Consider the following 16,420-nt stretch of genomic DNA (forward strand, 5'->3'; position numbering starts at 1 on the left):
TTTTCACAGAAGCAAGCTCAAGTTTTTTTTTCAATATTTTTTTTGGAACGTATTTTGATTTGCTTCTGATACAAAAATCTTACAAATGAAATACTACGTCACGATATTAATGGTTTTATTATTCTCGAATTTTTCTGAAGCTCAAAATAATGATTACAGCAAACTATGGAAACAGGTGGAAGCTTATGAAAGCGAGGACTTGCCAAAGTCTGCTTTAAAGATTGTTGAACAAATTTCTGTTCAAGCCATCAAAGACAACAACAAACCTCAGCAAATAAAGACTTTACTCTTTAAAAGCAAGTTTGCCTTAATTCTTGAAGAGGATGCGCAACTAAAAATTATAAACGATTTTAAATCGGCCATACAAAAGAATGAAGCTCCAGTAAAAAATGTCTTAGAGAATATGTTGGCAACCATTTACTGGCAATATTTTCAGCAGAACAGATATCAATTTTACAATAGATCCAAAATAGCCGATAAAAATGTAGCAACAGATTTTAGAACATGGGATTTACAAACGCTTTTTAGTGAAATTCAGCTACATTATACCAATTCTCTAAAAAATATTTCAATTCTTCAGCAAGAAGATTTAACTGCTTATTCAAGCATACTTCATGAACAAAAAGAATCTAAAACATATAGACCTAGCTTGTATGATTTGTTAGCTCATAATGCTTTAGAGTTTTATCAAACATCTGAAAATAGCATTACAAAACCAGCCTACAAGTTTGAAATAGATGACGTAGCTTATTTAAGCAACTCCAAAAGTTTTTCTAGTTTACATATTGAATCTAAAGATTCTACTTCTTTAGAATTACAGGCTTTAAAGGTGTATCAAGATTTAATTCAGTTTCATTTAAAAGATAACAATGTTGACGCCTTGGCCGATATAAATATACTGCGTTACAACTTTGTAAAAGATCATGCAACGTTTCAAAATAAAGACAGCTTATTAATTCAAGCCTATAAAATTGAAACTGAACAAATAAAAAATCATCAAGCTTCTGGATTGTACAGTTTTGAAATTGCGGCTATTTATTTTGAGCAAGGGCAGGATTATCAACCAGAAACAAATGAAACTGATAGATGGAAAATAAAGGATGCTGCCCAGCTTTGTGATGCGATAATTAAACAATTTCCTGATAGTCATGCAGCAGAAAAATGCCAGATTCTATTAAGACAAATAAACCAAGAATCTTTAAGTATTTTGGCTGAAGATTATATTCCTATTCAGCAAGATGCTAAAGTATTAGTGACTTATAAAAATTTGGAAACACTAGATTTTAGCGTTTATAAATTATCTAAAAAGCAGTATAAAGATTTTAATGAAACCTACAAAAATGAAGAAAGGCTTGAGTTTATCGATAAACTAAAAGCAGAATCCAAATGGAAGAGTGAACTGAAAAACGAATCGGATTTTCAACAACACAGTACCGAACTCTTAGTGCCAAAACTAGATAATGGTCGTTATCTTATTGTTGCCAAAACCTATAATAAGGAAAATACGTTTGCTTATAAAATTGTACAAGTTACCAATATAGCTGTGGTTGAAAAAACAGAACAGGACAAACAAGTGTATCAGTTTATTGATAGGAATAATGGAAAATCGTTAAACAACCTTCAAGTTGAAGTAACCTATTTTAAAAATTATAACGACAAACGAAATAGCAAGACATATACAACCAATGATTCAGGTGAAATAGAATTCATTAAAAGTTCTAACACTTGGTCCAAAGTAAATATTGAAGCAACTTGTTCTAACGAAAAGGCCTTTTTTGGAGATTATTATTTAAATAGAAAATATACTCCCAATGATTATCGGGAAGATTATAGAGGTTTTGTGTTTACTGACAGAAGTATTTATAGACCTGGACAAACAGTGTATTTCAAAGGGATTGCTATGTTGTCTAAAAATAATAAAACAGAGGTTCTAACGAATCAGCAAGTTTCAGTAACCTTATACAATGTAAACCATGAGGAAATTAAAAAATTAGAATTAGTTACTAATGAATTTGGCTCTGTTTCAGGGGAATTTATCTTGTCAAGCACAGGTTTAAATGGTCTATATTCTATAGTACTTAATGATAAAGATGGTGTCGCTAATTTAAATACTTCAAAATCCATTTCTGTTGAAGAATATAAACGTCCTAAGTTTGAAACCAAATTCAATCCTGTTACTGAAAGCTACAAAGTGAACGATTCTGTTACTGTAAAAGGGAATGCTTTAGCATATGCAGGAAGTAATATTACCCATGCTAAAGTGGTTTATAGAGTACATAGAAAAGTACAATATCCACGTTGGTATTACTGGCACAGGCCTTCGTATTCTAGCGAGTCGCAAGAAATAACTCATGGTGAAGCCACCACTAACGAGAAAGGCGAGTTTGAAATCACGTTTAAAGCCCTTCCTGATACAAGTGTAAATAAAGATAATCTTCCTATTTTTAATTATGAAGTGACTGCAGATGTAACCGATTTAAATGGCGAAACACGTTCGGCAACAACTATTATAAATGTTGGATATCATGCTCTACTTGCAACCATTTCTGTGGATGCTTCTCTAGATAAATTAAAAAAAGATAATAAACTTGCCATAGATACAAAAAATTTAAATGGCGAGTTTGTTCCTGCTCAAGGAACTATAAAAATCTATAAGCTTCAATCGCCAGACTATGTGTTGCGACCAAGACCTTGGAAAGCTCCAGATTATCAAGCAATCCCTGAAACTGAATTTAAAACCAAGTTTCCTTATGAAGCTTACAGCAATGAAGACAACCCTAATAACTGGAAAAAAGGTGCTCTTGTTTTTGAAACTTCTTTCAATACAGAAAAGTCTAAAGAACTGGAATTAGGAAATATGAAGAAATGGGAATCTGGACAATATATTATTGAATTGGAAAGCAAGGATAAATTTGGGCAGGAAGTGAAAGACGAAGCAAGAACAATCTTTCTTGGCGACACAGATAAAACGCTTGCAGATAACCAACTTTTTAAAATCTCAACTAATAAAGAAACCTATCACATTAATGAGACTGTTGAACTTACATTAGGTTCAGCAGAAGAAAATATAACGGTTACTGTTGAAATTGAAAAAAATAGACAAATTGTAAACACACATTTAATTCAATTAAACAACAATAAGAAAACCCTAAGCATTCCTGTAACTAAAGCAGATTTAGGAGGTTTTGCAGTCCATTATAGTTTTGCTTACCAAAATAGTTTTGAGTCTGGAACAAAGCTTATATCTGTTCCATATCCTAAAACCGATTTAGAGATTGAAACCACCACGTTTAGAGATAAATTACAACCAGGACAAGACGAGACCTGGAGCTTTAAAATTAAAGGGCCAAAAGGAGAGCAAGTGTCTGCCGAGTTATTGGCAAGTATGTACGACATGTCTTTAGACCAATTTAAATATCACGATTGGTCTTTTAATCCAGTTTATATTTCCACATATCGTTCCTTCAACCGTAGAAATGCTAGAAGTAGTTTTTCTACTGATGGTTTTAGGGTTAGAAATTCTCCAGGTAGATACAATGCTTATTATCCACAAAATTATTATGATAAATTAAATTGGTTTGGGTTTTATATTCACATAGATCATTATCTTAAAGATATACGTTATGTGAGAAAAGCTAATCAAGAACTAAACGAAAATAGTGGAGCTAAAGGCTCATCCTCAAGGATTGTACTAAGAGGTGCTTCAAGCATTTCAGGAAACCCCGAAATGGATGTCATGTATAATGGAGAGGAACTTAAAGAAGAGGCTTCAGAAGCAATCTCGACTAATACTAAAAAAGAAGACTTCACTCAAGTCAAAATCCGTAAAAACCTTCAGGAAACAGCATTTTTCTTTCCACAGTTACAAACAGACAAAAAAGGCAATGTGAGTTTTAGTTTTACCACACCTGAAGCTTTAACCAAATGGAAATTGCAGTTATTGGCTCATACCAAAACCTTAGAGTCTGCAACAACCACTTTAGAAACCGTGACTCAAAAAGAACTGATGGTGATTCCAAATGTACCCCGTTTTTTACGTCACGGAGATCAAATAACCATTAGTTCTAAGATTGTAAACATGACTAAGAAGGACTTATCAGGACAAGCCGTTTTACAACTTTTTGATGCGACAACGGGAAATCCTGTTGACTCAAAATTAAACAATACTTTAAACACAAAGACATTTACTGTTGACCTAAAAGGAAATACCGAAGTCTCATGGAGCTTATCCATTCCAGATAATGTGGATGCCATTCAATATAAGATAATTGCAAAAGCTGGGAATTATAGCGATGGAGAGCAAAATGCACTTCCGGTACTTTCTAACAGGATGCTGGTTACTGAAACTATGCCTATGTGGATACGTTCTAACGAAACCAGAACCTTTACGCTAGACAAACTAAAAACGACTACCTCAACGACGTTAAAGAACCATAAATTAACTTTGGAAATGACTTCCAATCCTGCATGGTATGCTGTTCAAGCTTTACCCTATTTAATGGAATATCCTTACGATTGCAATGAGCAGATATTTAGTCGTTTTTATGCCAATTCTCTGGCGAGCCATATTGCTAATTCGAATCCTAGAATTCAGGAGGTTTTTAATCAGTGGCGGAGTTCAGATGCGCTTCTATCCAATTTAGAAAAGAATCAAGAATTAAAATCTATTCTTATTGAAGAAACGCCTTGGTTGCGAGATGCTCAAAACGAAACCGAACAAAAGAAACGTATTGCTTTATTATTCGATCTCAACAAGATGACTAGTGAATTACAGGAAAATATTAAAAAATTAGAACAAAACCAGATGGGTAATGGGGCTTGGGCTTGGTTTCAAGGAGGAAAACCAAACCGCTTTATTACACAACATATTATTACTGGTTTTGGCCATTTGAATAAGCTAGGTGTTATTCAGAGCCCTTCGACTGAGCTCAGGACAGGCTCTAACGAAGCATCTATGATTAAAAGTGCTATTTCTTATTTAGATAAGGAGTTTGTAGATACATATAAAGACATTACTAAATACAACGAAAAAGTAGATTTAAACTCAGATCATTTAAGCTATACACAATTGCATTATTTATATATGCGAAGCTTTTTTCCTGAGATTAAAAAGTCGAAGGAGATTGACCGTATTATAACTTATTACCAAACACAAATTCAAACATACTGGAAAACTCGCAGCTTGTATTCCAAAGGATTGATGACCTTGATATCTTATAGACAGCAAGATGAAATTACAGCTGCAAAAATCTTAAAATCCTTAAAAGAAAACAGCATCACCAATGATGAATTAGGGATGTATTGGAAAGCAAACTCGTCTTCATGGTATTGGTATCAAGCACCCATTGAAACTCAAGCATTAATGATTGAAACTTTTGCTGAAGTTGGTTCTGTCATTCAGAACGAAACGAAGAACCTTAATGATATAGATAACCTAAAAATCTGGCTTCTAAAGAACAAGCAAACCAACAGTTGGAAAACAACTAAAGCTACAACCGAAGCTGTTTATGCCTTGTTACTTCAAGGTAGCGACTGGCTATCTGTAACAGATATGGTTGACGTAGTTATTGGAGGAAACAAAATAGAACCTTCAAAACTGGACGATGTAAAAGTAGAAGCTGGAACAGGTTATTATAAAACGTCTTGGACTGGAAGAGATATCAAATCAGAGATGGCAGAAGTCACTTTAACAAAAAAAGGTGAAGGTATTGCTTGGGGAAGTTTATACTGGCAATATTTTGAAGATTTAGATAAGATTACTTCAGCTGAAACTCCTTTAACTCTAAAGAAAAAACTCTTCTTAAAAACCAACACAGATTTAGGTGAAGAAATTTCAGAAATAACAGAAAACACAGAATTAGAAATCGGTGATTTAGTACGAGTTAGAATTGAACTAAGTAGCGATAGGGCTATGGAATTCCTTCATATGAAAGACATGAGAGCCAGTGGTCTAGAACCCGTAAACGTATTGTCTCAATACAAATGGCAAGATGGTTTGGGTTATTATGAAAGCACCAAAGATGCTGCAACCAACTTCTTTTTCGATTATTTACCAAAAGGCGTTTATGTGTTTGAATACGATTTACGTGTTACGAATTCTGGTAATATGAGCAATGGTATTACAACCATTCAAAGTATGTATGCTCCAGAATTTAGTAGTCATAGTGAAGGTGTTAGAATATCAGTTGGCAATTAATATAATCTTAATTAAAAAAGGAGGCTTTTGAAGCCTCCTTTTAACGTCTAATATCTTTATAATTATTTTATTTACTTGAAGGCATGCTTGGTCTTACTTCAATTTTACTAGGTAAGGTTCTTGGATTCATTTTTAGTAAATCGACTACCAGTTCTCCAATATCTTCAATTTGAATTTTCCAAGCATCACTCTCATTAGGTTCATTCCCATTAAAATGTGTAGAAACCGAACCAGGCATAATGGTACTTACTTTAACGCCATACTGTCTTAAGTCTAACATCACAGCTTGAGTAAAGCCTGTAACACCAAATTTACTGGCATTATATGCCGAACCTCCAGCGAAAAAATTGGTTCCAGCCAAACTTGAAATGGTAATGTAATAGCCTTTTGTTTCTTTTAGTGCGTCAATACTAGCTTTAATTGAATTAAAAACACCTGTTAAATTAGTATCGATAGTTTCATCCCATTGCTCTTTTGTTAAATCTTCTATACTACCAAAATGACCTAAGCCAGCATTAGCTAATACAATATCCAATTTCCCAAATTCCTTCTTTACTTGTTTTACAGCAGCTTCTTGGCTTTCTAGATTACGTACATCGGCTTCCAAACCTATGGCTTTTGCTGATGTTTTAGATTCTTCATTCAATATCTCTGCTGCATTTTGAGCAGCAGATAAACTTCTACTAGTAACAGCTACATTGATGCCTTGATTGATAAGCGACTGGGCAATTCCATAACCAATTCCCTTGGTGCCTCCGGTAATGAGAGCCACTTTATTTTGTAATGTGTCCATGATATAAATTTTTATATGAACTCAAAGTTACAAAATGAAACAGCGTTTACAGATTTTGAAGTGTTATGAAAATGATAAAATTGTTCTTACTTCTTTGGAGGGAATCCGTCTAAAGCTTTAGTAACTATTTGCTGAAATTTTTCTTCTCGCTCTTCTGGATAATCTCTTGAAACATCTGTCTCGCTGGTAATTGCCTGCCAAAATAATTGATTGGTTTTAGCATCGACAAAGTCGAATTTAATTTGTCTGGACATATTGGCTTGACCTAGAGGAATTCCTACGGAAATACCTCCACCAACATTACCTCCTCCACCACCAACGCCAACGCCAACAGAAGAGTTGCTACGGTTTTCCTGATAGGTAGAACTTTCAATATTGATAATAAAATCTGAATCTTCTGAAAGTGTAAATCCTTTTAAAGACATGGTGTTATCCAAAATCTTGAATAAGCGTTTGGCATCTAACTCGCTCAAACCTGTATCCATATTTGAAAAATAACTGTAAGATTTATATTTAGTGAAATCGGTGTTTTTTTCGTAATCATAATTCACAGTAACACCACAGGATAGACAAAGAAATAGAAAAAATATTGAGGCTAACTTTTTCATTTTTATTTTAAAGATATGAAATCCTCTTTAACTAGTAAAGAATTATTTCTCAGTTTCACTATGATCTACAGATTTTGTAAGCGCTGAAGATATAATTCCTGTTGGAATTGCTACAATTCCTAAACCTATTAATAAAATAAAGAATGTAAATATTTTTCCTCCAGCAGTAATAGGATACACATCTCCATAACCTACGGTTGTTAGTGTAACAATGGACCACCATAAACTATCTAAAATAGAAGAAAAATGCTCGGGTTGTGCTTCATTTTCAAAGTAATAAATACCAACTGCTGCAAAATAAATTAAGATAAGCGTAATGAAAAGAAATAATAATATTTCTTCTTTTGCTGATGTAATGGCTTTAGTAAAATGATTCAAGGCACGATTATAGCGCACTAATTTAAAAACTCTAAAAAGTCTTAAAAAACGCAAGGCTCTTAACGAACGTAAATCGACACCAAAGCTTAAGTAAAACGGAAGAATGGCCAATAGATCTATAATGCCATAAAAACTAAAAATAAACCTTAGTTTTTTATTTGTTACGTAGATTCGTAAGAGATATTCTACAGTAAAAACTACCACACAAAAAATTTCAATAACAGATAAAATAAAGCGTGTATTTGGCTCTAAATCAGGAGTGGTTTCTATTGTAAAGGTTACAATAGATATTAAAATAAGTACTTGAATAAAAATAGCAAAGAACTTACTTGCTTTGTTATCGTTTATTTCAACAATGTTTTTTATGCGTTGTTTCATAGAAAATTACTCATTCAGCATCTTCCAAAGCTTATCTTTTAACTCGGTAAGCCCTTGTTGTGCCACTGAGGAGATAAACATATATTCTACAGGTAGAGTTTTATCTAATTCTGCTCTTAACTCTGCTTTTAGTTCACTATCTAGCATATCGCTTTTGGAAATAACAACAAAGCGTTCTTTATCAAGAATCTCAGGATTGTAACGCTTTAATTCATCTAAAAGAATATCGTATTGCTTTCTAATATCAGGAGCATCTGCAGGAATTAAAAATAGTAACACTGAATTTCTTTCAATATGCCGTAAAAAGTAATGTCCAAGCCCTTTTCCTTCGGCAGCACCCTCAATAATTCCAGGAATATCTGCCATGACAAAAGTTTTAAAATCGCGATATTCCACAATGCCTAAATTAGGCTTTAGGGTTGTAAATTCGTAATCGGCAATTTTAGGTTTTGCAGCGCTAACTACAGAAAGTAAAGTTGATTTTCCGGCATTTGGAAAGCCTACCAAACCAACGTCTGCTAATATTTTAAGCTCTAAAATAATATCTAATTCTTGACCTGGAATTCCAGGTTGCGCATACCTTGGGGTTTGATTGGTAGATGTCTTAAAGTGCCAGTTTCCTCGGCCACCCATACCACCTTTAGCTATTATTCTCTCTTCTCTGTCTTCGGTAATTTCAAAAATAATATCGTTAGTTTCTCTGTCTCTAATTAGAGTTCCAAGAGGCACATCCATATACACATCTTCCCCATCTGCTCCAGTACTTCTACTTTTACCACCATGATCTCCATGACCTGCTTTAAAATGTCTTTTAAACTTATAGGTGTAAAGTGTCCAAAGATTAGAGTTCCCTCGAATAATAACATGACCTCCACGCCCTCCATCTCCTCCATCTGGACCACCTTTTTCTACAAATTTCTCTCTGTGCAAGTGCATAGAACCCTTACCTCCTTTTCCTGAAGATACATGCAATTTTACGTAGTCAACGAAATTTCCTTCTGTCATATTATTTTTCTAAACCTGTTTGTTTGTATACAAGCAAGTACGATTTGTTTTTAATGAAACTTATTATATTGAATTCCCGTTTTTTAAGGAATGATATTTATAACTTATCAATTACTAGGCTTAGACGCTTGGTAATTTCTTCGATGTTTCCAACACCATCGACACCAAAATATTTATTTTGAGCCGAGTAGAAATCTTTTAATATAGCTGTTTTACTATAGTATTCTTTAATTCTATTTCTAATAATGCTTTCGTCTGCATCATCTGGGCGCCCACTTGTTTTACCTCTTTCTAATAGACGTTCTACTAAAATCTCATCATCAACTTCCAAAGCAACCATGGCATCAATTTGAGAATCCTTACTATCCATAAGTATATCTAAAGCTTCAGCTTGAGCATTTGTACGAGGAAAACCATCAAAAATAAAACCTTTAGCATCAGCATTCTTCTCAACTTCAGCATTTAACATGTCTATGGTTACTTGGTCCGGAACTAATTGGCCTTTATCCATATAAGATTTGGCTATCATTCCTAATGCTGTTTCATTTTTTATATTAAAACGAAACACATCGCCAGTTGAAATATGGATGAGATTATATTTTTCCTTTAAAAAATTAGCTTGTGTTCCTTTGCCTGCTCCTGGAGGGCCAAATAGCACGATATTAGTCATATGTTGTGTTGTTTTTAATTGATATATTTCAGGTAAATCTCTACCTAAACCGTTATAGTCTAAACCATAGCCTACAATAAATTTGTTAGGTATTTCAATTCCTATATAATGTAGTTTAAAATCTTTTTTATATGCTGTAGGCTTGTAAAACAACGTAGCAATTATAAGCTGTTTTACCTTCTCACTTTTAAATATTCTGTGAACTTCCTCAAGCGTGTTGCCTGAATCGATAATATCTTCTAAAATAACTACAGTTCTTCCGCTTAAATCTTGGGTTAATCCAATTAAACGTTGAATATCTTCAGTCGATTTTACGCCTTCATATGAAGCCAATTTAATAAAGGTGACCTCGCAAGGTTTCGGATATTTTTTAACAAAATCGCTAACAAACATAAACGAACCGTTCAAAATACCAATAAATACTGGAACTTCGTCCTTAAGGTCTTCTGCTATTTCCATAGCCATACGTTGAACCGTTTTCTGTATCTCCTCTTCAGAAATAAATGGCTTAAATTGTAAATCGTTGAGTTTAACCACTAGTTATATTTTTTTAGAAATGCAAAGATAATCATTTGATTAAGGTTTTACGAATTCTAATTTAGATTGTTTTAGATTTAGTTTTTTGAAAGGGTTTTGATTCGTACTTTTGTGGAAAATCGAATCAATGAATTTTTTCTCTTCAACTTTTAAACTTGGGATTTTAGGTGGTGGCCAATTGGGTAAAATGTTACTTTACGACACCAGAAAATTTGACATCTATACATCGGTTTTAGACGCTAGCAATGAAGCGCCTTGTAAAACTGCTTGTAACGAGTTTCATTTAGGTGATTTGATGAATTATGATGCTGTTTACAACTTTGGAAAAGAAGTTGATGTGCTAACCTTCGAAATTGAAAACGTAAATACTCAAGCTCTTGAGGCCTTAGAAAAGGAAGGTGTAAAAGTTTTTCCTTCGTCTAGGACCTTACGTACCATTCAAAATAAGGCAACTCAAAAATTATTTTATAGAGATCATGGTATTCCGACAGCCGATTTTTCAAGATTTGCTTACGCTTCTGAAATTATAGATGCTGTGCATAATGGGGGTTTAAAATATCCATTTGTTTGGAAAAGTGCTCAATTTGGCTACGATGGCAATGGTGTTAAAATAGTTAGAACAGAAGCCGATTTAAAAGATTTACCAAATGTGGAATGCATTACAGAAGATATGATTCCTTTTAAAAATGAATTGGCGGTTATTGTTGCTAGAAATGCTAAAGGAGACCTTGCTACGTATCCTGTTGTGGAAATGGAATTCCATCCAGAAGCCAATCAGGTGGAATATGTAATTTGTCCCGCTAGAATAGATGAAAAAGTGGCTAAAAAAGCAATTGAAATAGCTTTAAAAGTATCTCAAGCATTTAATCATGTTGGTTTATTGGCTGTGGAAATGTTTCAAACACAAGACGATAAAATCATTGTTAACGAAGTGGCACCAAGACCTCATAATTCTGGGCACCATACCATAGAATCTAGTTACACTTCACAATTTGAACAACATTTAAGAGCTATTTTAAATTTACCTTTGGGTAAAACAGATAGTCAAGTTGGAGGGATTATGGTCAATTTAGTTGGCGCAGAAGGTCATACTGGAAATGTGGTATATCAAAATATTGAAGACATTATGAACATGCCTGGAGTAACACCACATATATATGGTAAAAAGCAAACGCGACCTTTCCGAAAAATGGGACATGTTACGATAGTAAACAAAGATTTAAACGAAGCAAGAAAAATTGCAGAAAAAGTTAAAAATACGATTAAAGTTATAAGCGAAGAATTATGAGCAAAGTAGGAATCATCATGGGAAGCAAAAGTGACTTACCAGTCATGCAAGAAGCCATAGATATTTTAAAAGATTTTAAAATAAACGTGGAAGTGGATATTGTTTCAGCGCATAGAACTCCAGAAAAACTTTTCGATTATGGCAAGCATGCTCATACCCGTGGGTTTTCGGTAATAATAGCAGGAGCCGGAGGTGCTGCACATTTACCCGGAATGATAGCCTCCTTATCGCCTCTTCCTATTATTGGAGTTCCTGTAAAAAGCAGTAATTCTATAGATGGATGGGATTCTGTTTTATCGATTCTACAAATGCCTGGAGGCGTTCCTGTAGCAACAGTTGCTTTAAATGGCGCAAAAAATGCTGGAATTCTAGCTGCACAGATTATTGGAAGTACAGACTCGGCTGTTTTAGATAAAATAATAGCTTACAAAGAGGAACTTAAAACCAAAGTAATAGCATCTGCTAAAGATATAAAATAAAAAAACCTCGACTTTTGGTCGAGGTTTTAATCGCTATTAATCAATTATTTTTAAGAGTCACTTAAAACTCTCATGAAAAATCTAATGCAAAAGTAGTACTTATATTCAATTCTGTTAACACTAAAATCATAAAATAAAGTTAATAATTTCAATTTATATCGCTTTGTAAGAAAAGCAATACACTGAATATCAATTAGAAGCATTCATAAAAATGAACATCCTTAATAAAGTTTTCGACACACCATTTCAAACAGCACCATTTTCTAAAATTAAAAATGAGTTTTTTTTACCTGCTTTTATAAAAGCCATAGAAAAAGCAAAACAAGAGATTGATGCTATTACAAATAATTCTGAAACTCCTACTTTTAAAAATACCATTGAGGCTTTAGATTTTTCCGGTGAAGAACTAGATAGGATTTCAAGTATCTTTTTTAATTTAAATTCTGCCGAAACCAGCGAAGAAATTCAGAAAATCGCCCAGGAAGTATCTCCTCTTTTATCCGAATTTAGTAACGATATTACTTTAAATGAAGCACTTTTTAAACGTGTAAAGACTGTTTATAATGTAAAAGACAGCTTAAATCTAAACACGGAACAACAAACACTTCTGGACAAAAAATATAAAGGTTTTTCTAGAAATGGTGCTAATTTATCTGAGGATAAAAAACTACAACTAAGAGATATTGATAAAAAATTAAGTCAGCTAAAATTAAAGTTTGGCGAAAATGTTCTGGCTGAAACCAATAAGTTTGAAATGCTGATTACCAATGAAGAAGACTTAGCTGGCTTACCTGAAGGCGCTAAAGAAGCTGCTCAGCAATTAGCAGAAGCTAAAAACCAAGAAGGCTGGTTGATTACTTTAGATTACCCAAGTTATATTCCTTTTATGACTTATGCTGACAACAGAGACTTACGTAAAAAACTAGCCATTGCCTCTGGAGCAAAAGCCTTTAAGAACGATGCTTTAGACAATCAGGAAAACGTTTTGCAAATTGTTAAACTCCGTCATCAAAGAGCTAATTTATTAGGTTATAAAACACATGCGCATTTTGTTCTTGAAGAGCGTATGGCTAAAACTCCAGAGAAAGTAGAAACTTTTTTAAACGAACTTCTGGAAAAAGCAAAACCTGCAGCCTTGAATGAATTTAAAGAATTGGAAGATTTTGCTAAAGAATTAGATGGCATTGACCAATTACAAAAATGGGACGGTAGCTATTACTCCGAAAAATTAAAACAGAAGCGTTTCGATTTAGACGACGAAAAACTAAAACCTTATTTTAAACTTGAAAACGTGATACAAGGTGTTTTTACTATTTCGGAAAAATTATATGGTTTGCATTTTGAAGAAATTTCGACCATCGATACCTACCATGACGATGTTTTAACCTATAAAGTTACAAACGACAAAGGCGAATTGGTTTCTATTTTTTATGCCGATTTCTTTCCAAGACCTGGAAAAAGAAATGGGGCCTGGATGACTTCTTATAAACCTCAATATGTAAAAGATGGTGAAAATTCTCGTCCGCATATTTCTATAGTTTGCAATTTTACAAAACCAACAAAAAGCAAACCTTCACTTTTAACTTTTAACGAAGTAACTACTTTATTTCACGAGTTTGGTCATGCTTTACATGGCATGTTAGCCAATACCACCTATCCGAGTATTTCTGGAACCAGTGTGTTCTGGGATTTTGTAGAATTACCAAGTCAGGTTTTAGAGAACTGGTGTTATGAAAAAGAAGCTTTGGAGTTATTTGCTACTCATTATCAAACTGGAGACCTGATTCCTATGGCTTTAATTGAGAAAATAAAAGCATCTTCTACTTTTCATGAAGGCATGCAAACGTTACGTCAATTAAGTTTTGGTTTATTGGACATGAGTTGGCACGCCAGTGAGACTCCAGAGAATATAAAAAATGTCAAAGCACATGAACTAGAAGCTTTTGAAAATACCAAACTATATCCAGATGTAGCAGAAAACTGCATGAGCACCTCATTTTCACATATTTTTCAGGGAGGCTACAGCTCTGGATACTACAGTTATAAATGGGCAGAGGTTCTGGATGCAGATGCTTTTGAATTCTTTAAAGAAAAAGGCATTTTCAATAAGGAGGTTGCCACGAAATTTAAAGAATTTGTTTTATCTCAGGGAGGCACAGAAGATCCAATGATTCTATATAAGCGTTTTAGAGGGCATGAACCTCAACCAGACGCTTTATTAAAACGTGCTGGATTGATAAAAAAGTAGAATTTTTAGTCTATTTTTGAATTAAACTGTTCAAAAGAACTATGCCAAAACACCTTATAAATCCGAATACATGGATTGACAAGTATTCCGATTATCTTTTCAATTTCACTATTTCTCGTGTAAACGATAGAGAGAAAGCCAAAGATTTGGTTCAGGACACTTTTTTTGCTGGTTTAAAATCTATGAAGAATTTTAAAGGTGAAGCTAGCGAACGTACCTGGCTGATTTCAATTTTAAAACGAAAGATTATTGATCATTATAGGAAAATTAATTCCATTAAAGGCAAAGCTGAAATTAGAGTGGAATTTAATTCTGAAGACGACGAAGGAAGTTGGTTAGAAAAAAGAGTAGCAGATACAGATTATAAAACAGCCGAAGACACCATGGTTAACATTGAACTTGGTGATGCTATTTATGATTGTTTAAGTAAACTACCTAAAAAACAAGCAACCGTTTTTAGATTGAAAACCATAGAAGGACTAGAAACAGAAACAATTTGTAATGATTTGAATATCACAGCGTCTAACCTATGGGTAATTGTACATAGAGCAAGAATAGCCATGGCAGAGTGTATGGAAAAAAACTGGTTTAAATAACAATGAAAGAGCTAAAGAAAAAATCATATTTGTTTATATCCTGTGACGAAGCACAACATATTTGCGACAAAGCACAGTATAATGAAGCTTCTTCTTGGGAGAAGGTCAAATTAAAACTTCGTTACATCTGGTGTCGCATAACTCGAGCTTATGTAACTAGAAATATTAAATTAACTGAAGCCATTAAAGCATCTAAAGCAACTTGTTTAAACGCTTCCGAAAAAGAGTTTCTGCAACAAAATCTTCAGCAAGAATTAAAAAAACAAGAGCAGTCCTAACAACCAATATATCGGGATTGCTTCCACCCAAAACGAACTGTAATAAGGTCTTTGCTTTCTACTTGCAAATATTAAAAACAATAAAGTTATAAGCGTTATTATTAGTAAGACTAACGCGCCATAATTATTTAATTCATTTTTAAAGAATTCTAAAAAGAAAAATACCATTAACAAAAGTACGCCAGTTATTTTGGTTTTCTTAACTCCTATTTGTTGAGGAATGGTTGCTAATTTTAAGCTATCATAATTTAAGTCTCTAATTTCAAACGGAAACATTAAAACAGTCACAAATACAAATCGTTGAATGGCGGTAATTATTACATCTGCATTTATATGAATATTATTATTAAGCAATGGTAAAACTACGGTTACACCAGCCCAAACCAAAGCAATTATATACACTTTTAAACCGCTAATATTCCGCAGGTTTTTATGTTTGTCATAAATTACTTTTTTTGGTAAGAATGGAATAGCATATAAAAAAGTAATCACTCCAAATATTAAAATAATTATTAGTGTTTTAAACTCTAACTGCAATGCATAATAGCACATAAGTATAAAACATAGAAATGAAAACAATTGAATCAATTTTAGCCAGCTTGTTAAACTTCTATGATGAAAACGTGCCAAGCCAAAATACTTCACAAAATTGTAACCAGAAATGGAGGCGAAAAAGATAAAATAAAGTACGGTTCCGTCATATGGAATCTGAAATTCCAAGAGCGTAATCCAAGATAAAGCAAAAACAGATAAAGCCACGTGAATGCTGCTATCTAAATAAAAAATGAATATTTGCTTCAACAAACTCATAAAACAAAAGTACGCAAAGTGTTAATAATCTTTCTAATTGGTTGAAAACTTTAGTTTTCATTAACAAAAAAACGTGATTTATTGCGTAATTTTGCGCTTTAAAAAACAGACTATCAAACTTAATTAAATTGATAGCCCATTAAAACGGAATATTCG

General features: G+C 33.3%; 12 protein-coding genes. 6 read left to right on the top strand and 6 right to left on the bottom strand.

All coding sequences use genetic code 11. From position 1 onward, the window contains the following. Positions 1–85: 85 nt before the first annotated feature. Complete coding sequence (locus OS191_RS07790; protein WP_267155138.1) at positions 86–6,196, top strand: alpha-2-macroglobulin family protein; 6,111 nt, start codon at positions 86–88, stop codon at positions 6,194–6,196. 67 nt (positions 6,197–6,263) lie between these two features. Here OS191_RS07790 and OS191_RS07795 read toward each other — a convergent pair whose 3' ends face one another. From OS191_RS07795 to OS191_RS07815, 5 genes are all read right to left on the bottom strand, one after another. Next, positions 6,264–6,989, bottom strand: coding sequence for an SDR family oxidoreductase (locus tag OS191_RS07795; protein ID WP_267155139.1), 726 nt, complete (start codon positions 6,987–6,989; stop codon positions 6,264–6,266). A gap of 86 nt (positions 6,990–7,075) precedes the next feature. After that, on the bottom strand, positions 7,076–7,597 hold the full coding sequence (locus OS191_RS07800; protein ID WP_267155140.1) for a DUF4136 domain-containing protein: 522 nt from the start codon (positions 7,595–7,597) through the stop codon (positions 7,076–7,078). A gap of 42 nt (positions 7,598–7,639) precedes the next feature. Continuing rightward, complete coding sequence (locus tag OS191_RS07805) at positions 7,640–8,353, bottom strand: ion transporter (RefSeq protein WP_267155141.1); 714 nt, start codon at positions 8,351–8,353, stop codon at positions 7,640–7,642. A gap of 6 nt (positions 8,354–8,359) precedes the next feature. Further along, positions 8,360–9,358, bottom strand: a complete 999-nt coding sequence (gene obgE / locus OS191_RS07810; RefSeq protein ID WP_267155142.1) for a GTPase ObgE — start codon at positions 9,356–9,358, stop codon at positions 8,360–8,362. Between the two features lie 97 nt (positions 9,359–9,455). Next, entirely contained in the window at positions 9,456–10,565 is a 1,110-nt protein-coding gene (locus OS191_RS07815; RefSeq protein WP_267155143.1) for an adenylate kinase, read from the bottom strand. Positions 10,566–10,692: 127 nt separating this feature from the next. Between OS191_RS07815 and OS191_RS07820 the strand changes: the two genes are divergently transcribed. From OS191_RS07820 to OS191_RS07840, 5 genes are all read left to right on the top strand, one after another. Continuing rightward, complete coding sequence (locus tag OS191_RS07820) at positions 10,693–11,853, top strand: 5-(carboxyamino)imidazole ribonucleotide synthase (protein WP_267155144.1); 1,161 nt, start codon at positions 10,693–10,695, stop codon at positions 11,851–11,853. Continuing rightward, complete coding sequence (gene purE / locus OS191_RS07825; protein WP_267155145.1) at positions 11,850–12,332, top strand: 5-(carboxyamino)imidazole ribonucleotide mutase; 483 nt, start codon at positions 11,850–11,852, stop codon at positions 12,330–12,332. Before OS191_RS07820 ends, purE begins: the two co-directional genes overlap by 4 nt. A 211-nt stretch (positions 12,333–12,543) precedes the next feature. Continuing rightward, positions 12,544–14,580, top strand: a complete 2,037-nt coding sequence (locus tag OS191_RS07830; protein ID WP_267155146.1) for a M3 family metallopeptidase — start codon at positions 12,544–12,546, stop codon at positions 14,578–14,580. 41 nt (positions 14,581–14,621) lie between these two features. After that, positions 14,622–15,176: a sigma-70 family RNA polymerase sigma factor gene (locus tag OS191_RS07835; RefSeq protein ID WP_267155147.1), complete on the top strand. Its 555-nt coding sequence runs from the start codon at positions 14,622–14,624 to the stop codon at positions 15,174–15,176. 2 nt (positions 15,177–15,178) lie between these two features. Continuing rightward, a complete protein-coding gene (locus tag OS191_RS07840; protein ID WP_267155148.1) occupies positions 15,179–15,454 on the top strand; it encodes a hypothetical protein in 276 nt (91 codons plus the stop codon). On the opposite strand, the gene OS191_RS07845 is transcribed toward OS191_RS07840, so the two are convergent. Then, on the bottom strand, positions 15,431–16,264 hold the full coding sequence (locus OS191_RS07845) for a UbiA prenyltransferase family protein (RefSeq protein WP_267155149.1): 834 nt from the start codon (positions 16,262–16,264) through the stop codon (positions 15,431–15,433). The genes OS191_RS07840 and OS191_RS07845 overlap by 24 nt on opposite strands. Between the last annotated feature and the right edge of the window lie 156 nt (positions 16,265–16,420).

Source organism: Xanthomarina sp. F2636L, from assembly GCF_026410195.1.
GTDB lineage: Bacteria > Bacteroidota > Bacteroidia > Flavobacteriales > Flavobacteriaceae > Xanthomarina.

Bases quoted from the DNA above. Each gene is read 5' to 3' on its own strand.
- OS191_RS07840 (WP_267155148.1), top strand. From the start codon at position 15,179: ATGAAAGAGCTAAAGAAAAAATCATATTTGTTTATATCCTGTGACGAA.
- OS191_RS07790 (WP_267155138.1), top strand. From the start codon at position 86: ATGAAATACTACGTCACGATATTAATGGTTTTATTATTCTCGAATTTT.
- OS191_RS07845 (WP_267155149.1), bottom strand. From the start codon at position 16,264: ATGAGTTTGTTGAAGCAAATATTCATTTTTTATTTAGATAGCAGCATT.
- purE (WP_267155145.1), top strand. From the start codon at position 11,850: ATGAGCAAAGTAGGAATCATCATGGGAAGCAAAAGTGACTTACCAGTC.
- obgE (WP_267155142.1), bottom strand. From the start codon at position 9,358: ATGACAGAAGGAAATTTCGTTGACTACGTAAAATTGCATGTATCTTCA.
- OS191_RS07835 (WP_267155147.1), top strand. From the start codon at position 14,622: ATGCCAAAACACCTTATAAATCCGAATACATGGATTGACAAGTATTCC.
- OS191_RS07830 (WP_267155146.1), top strand. From the start codon at position 12,544: ATGAACATCCTTAATAAAGTTTTCGACACACCATTTCAAACAGCACCA.
- OS191_RS07820 (WP_267155144.1), top strand. From the start codon at position 10,693: ATGAATTTTTTCTCTTCAACTTTTAAACTTGGGATTTTAGGTGGTGGC.
- OS191_RS07805 (WP_267155141.1), bottom strand. From the start codon at position 8,353: ATGAAACAACGCATAAAAAACATTGTTGAAATAAACGATAACAAAGCA.
- OS191_RS07800 (WP_267155140.1), bottom strand. From the start codon at position 7,597: ATGAAAAAGTTAGCCTCAATATTTTTTCTATTTCTTTGTCTATCCTGT.
- OS191_RS07795 (WP_267155139.1), bottom strand. From the start codon at position 6,989: ATGGACACATTACAAAATAAAGTGGCTCTCATTACCGGAGGCACCAAG.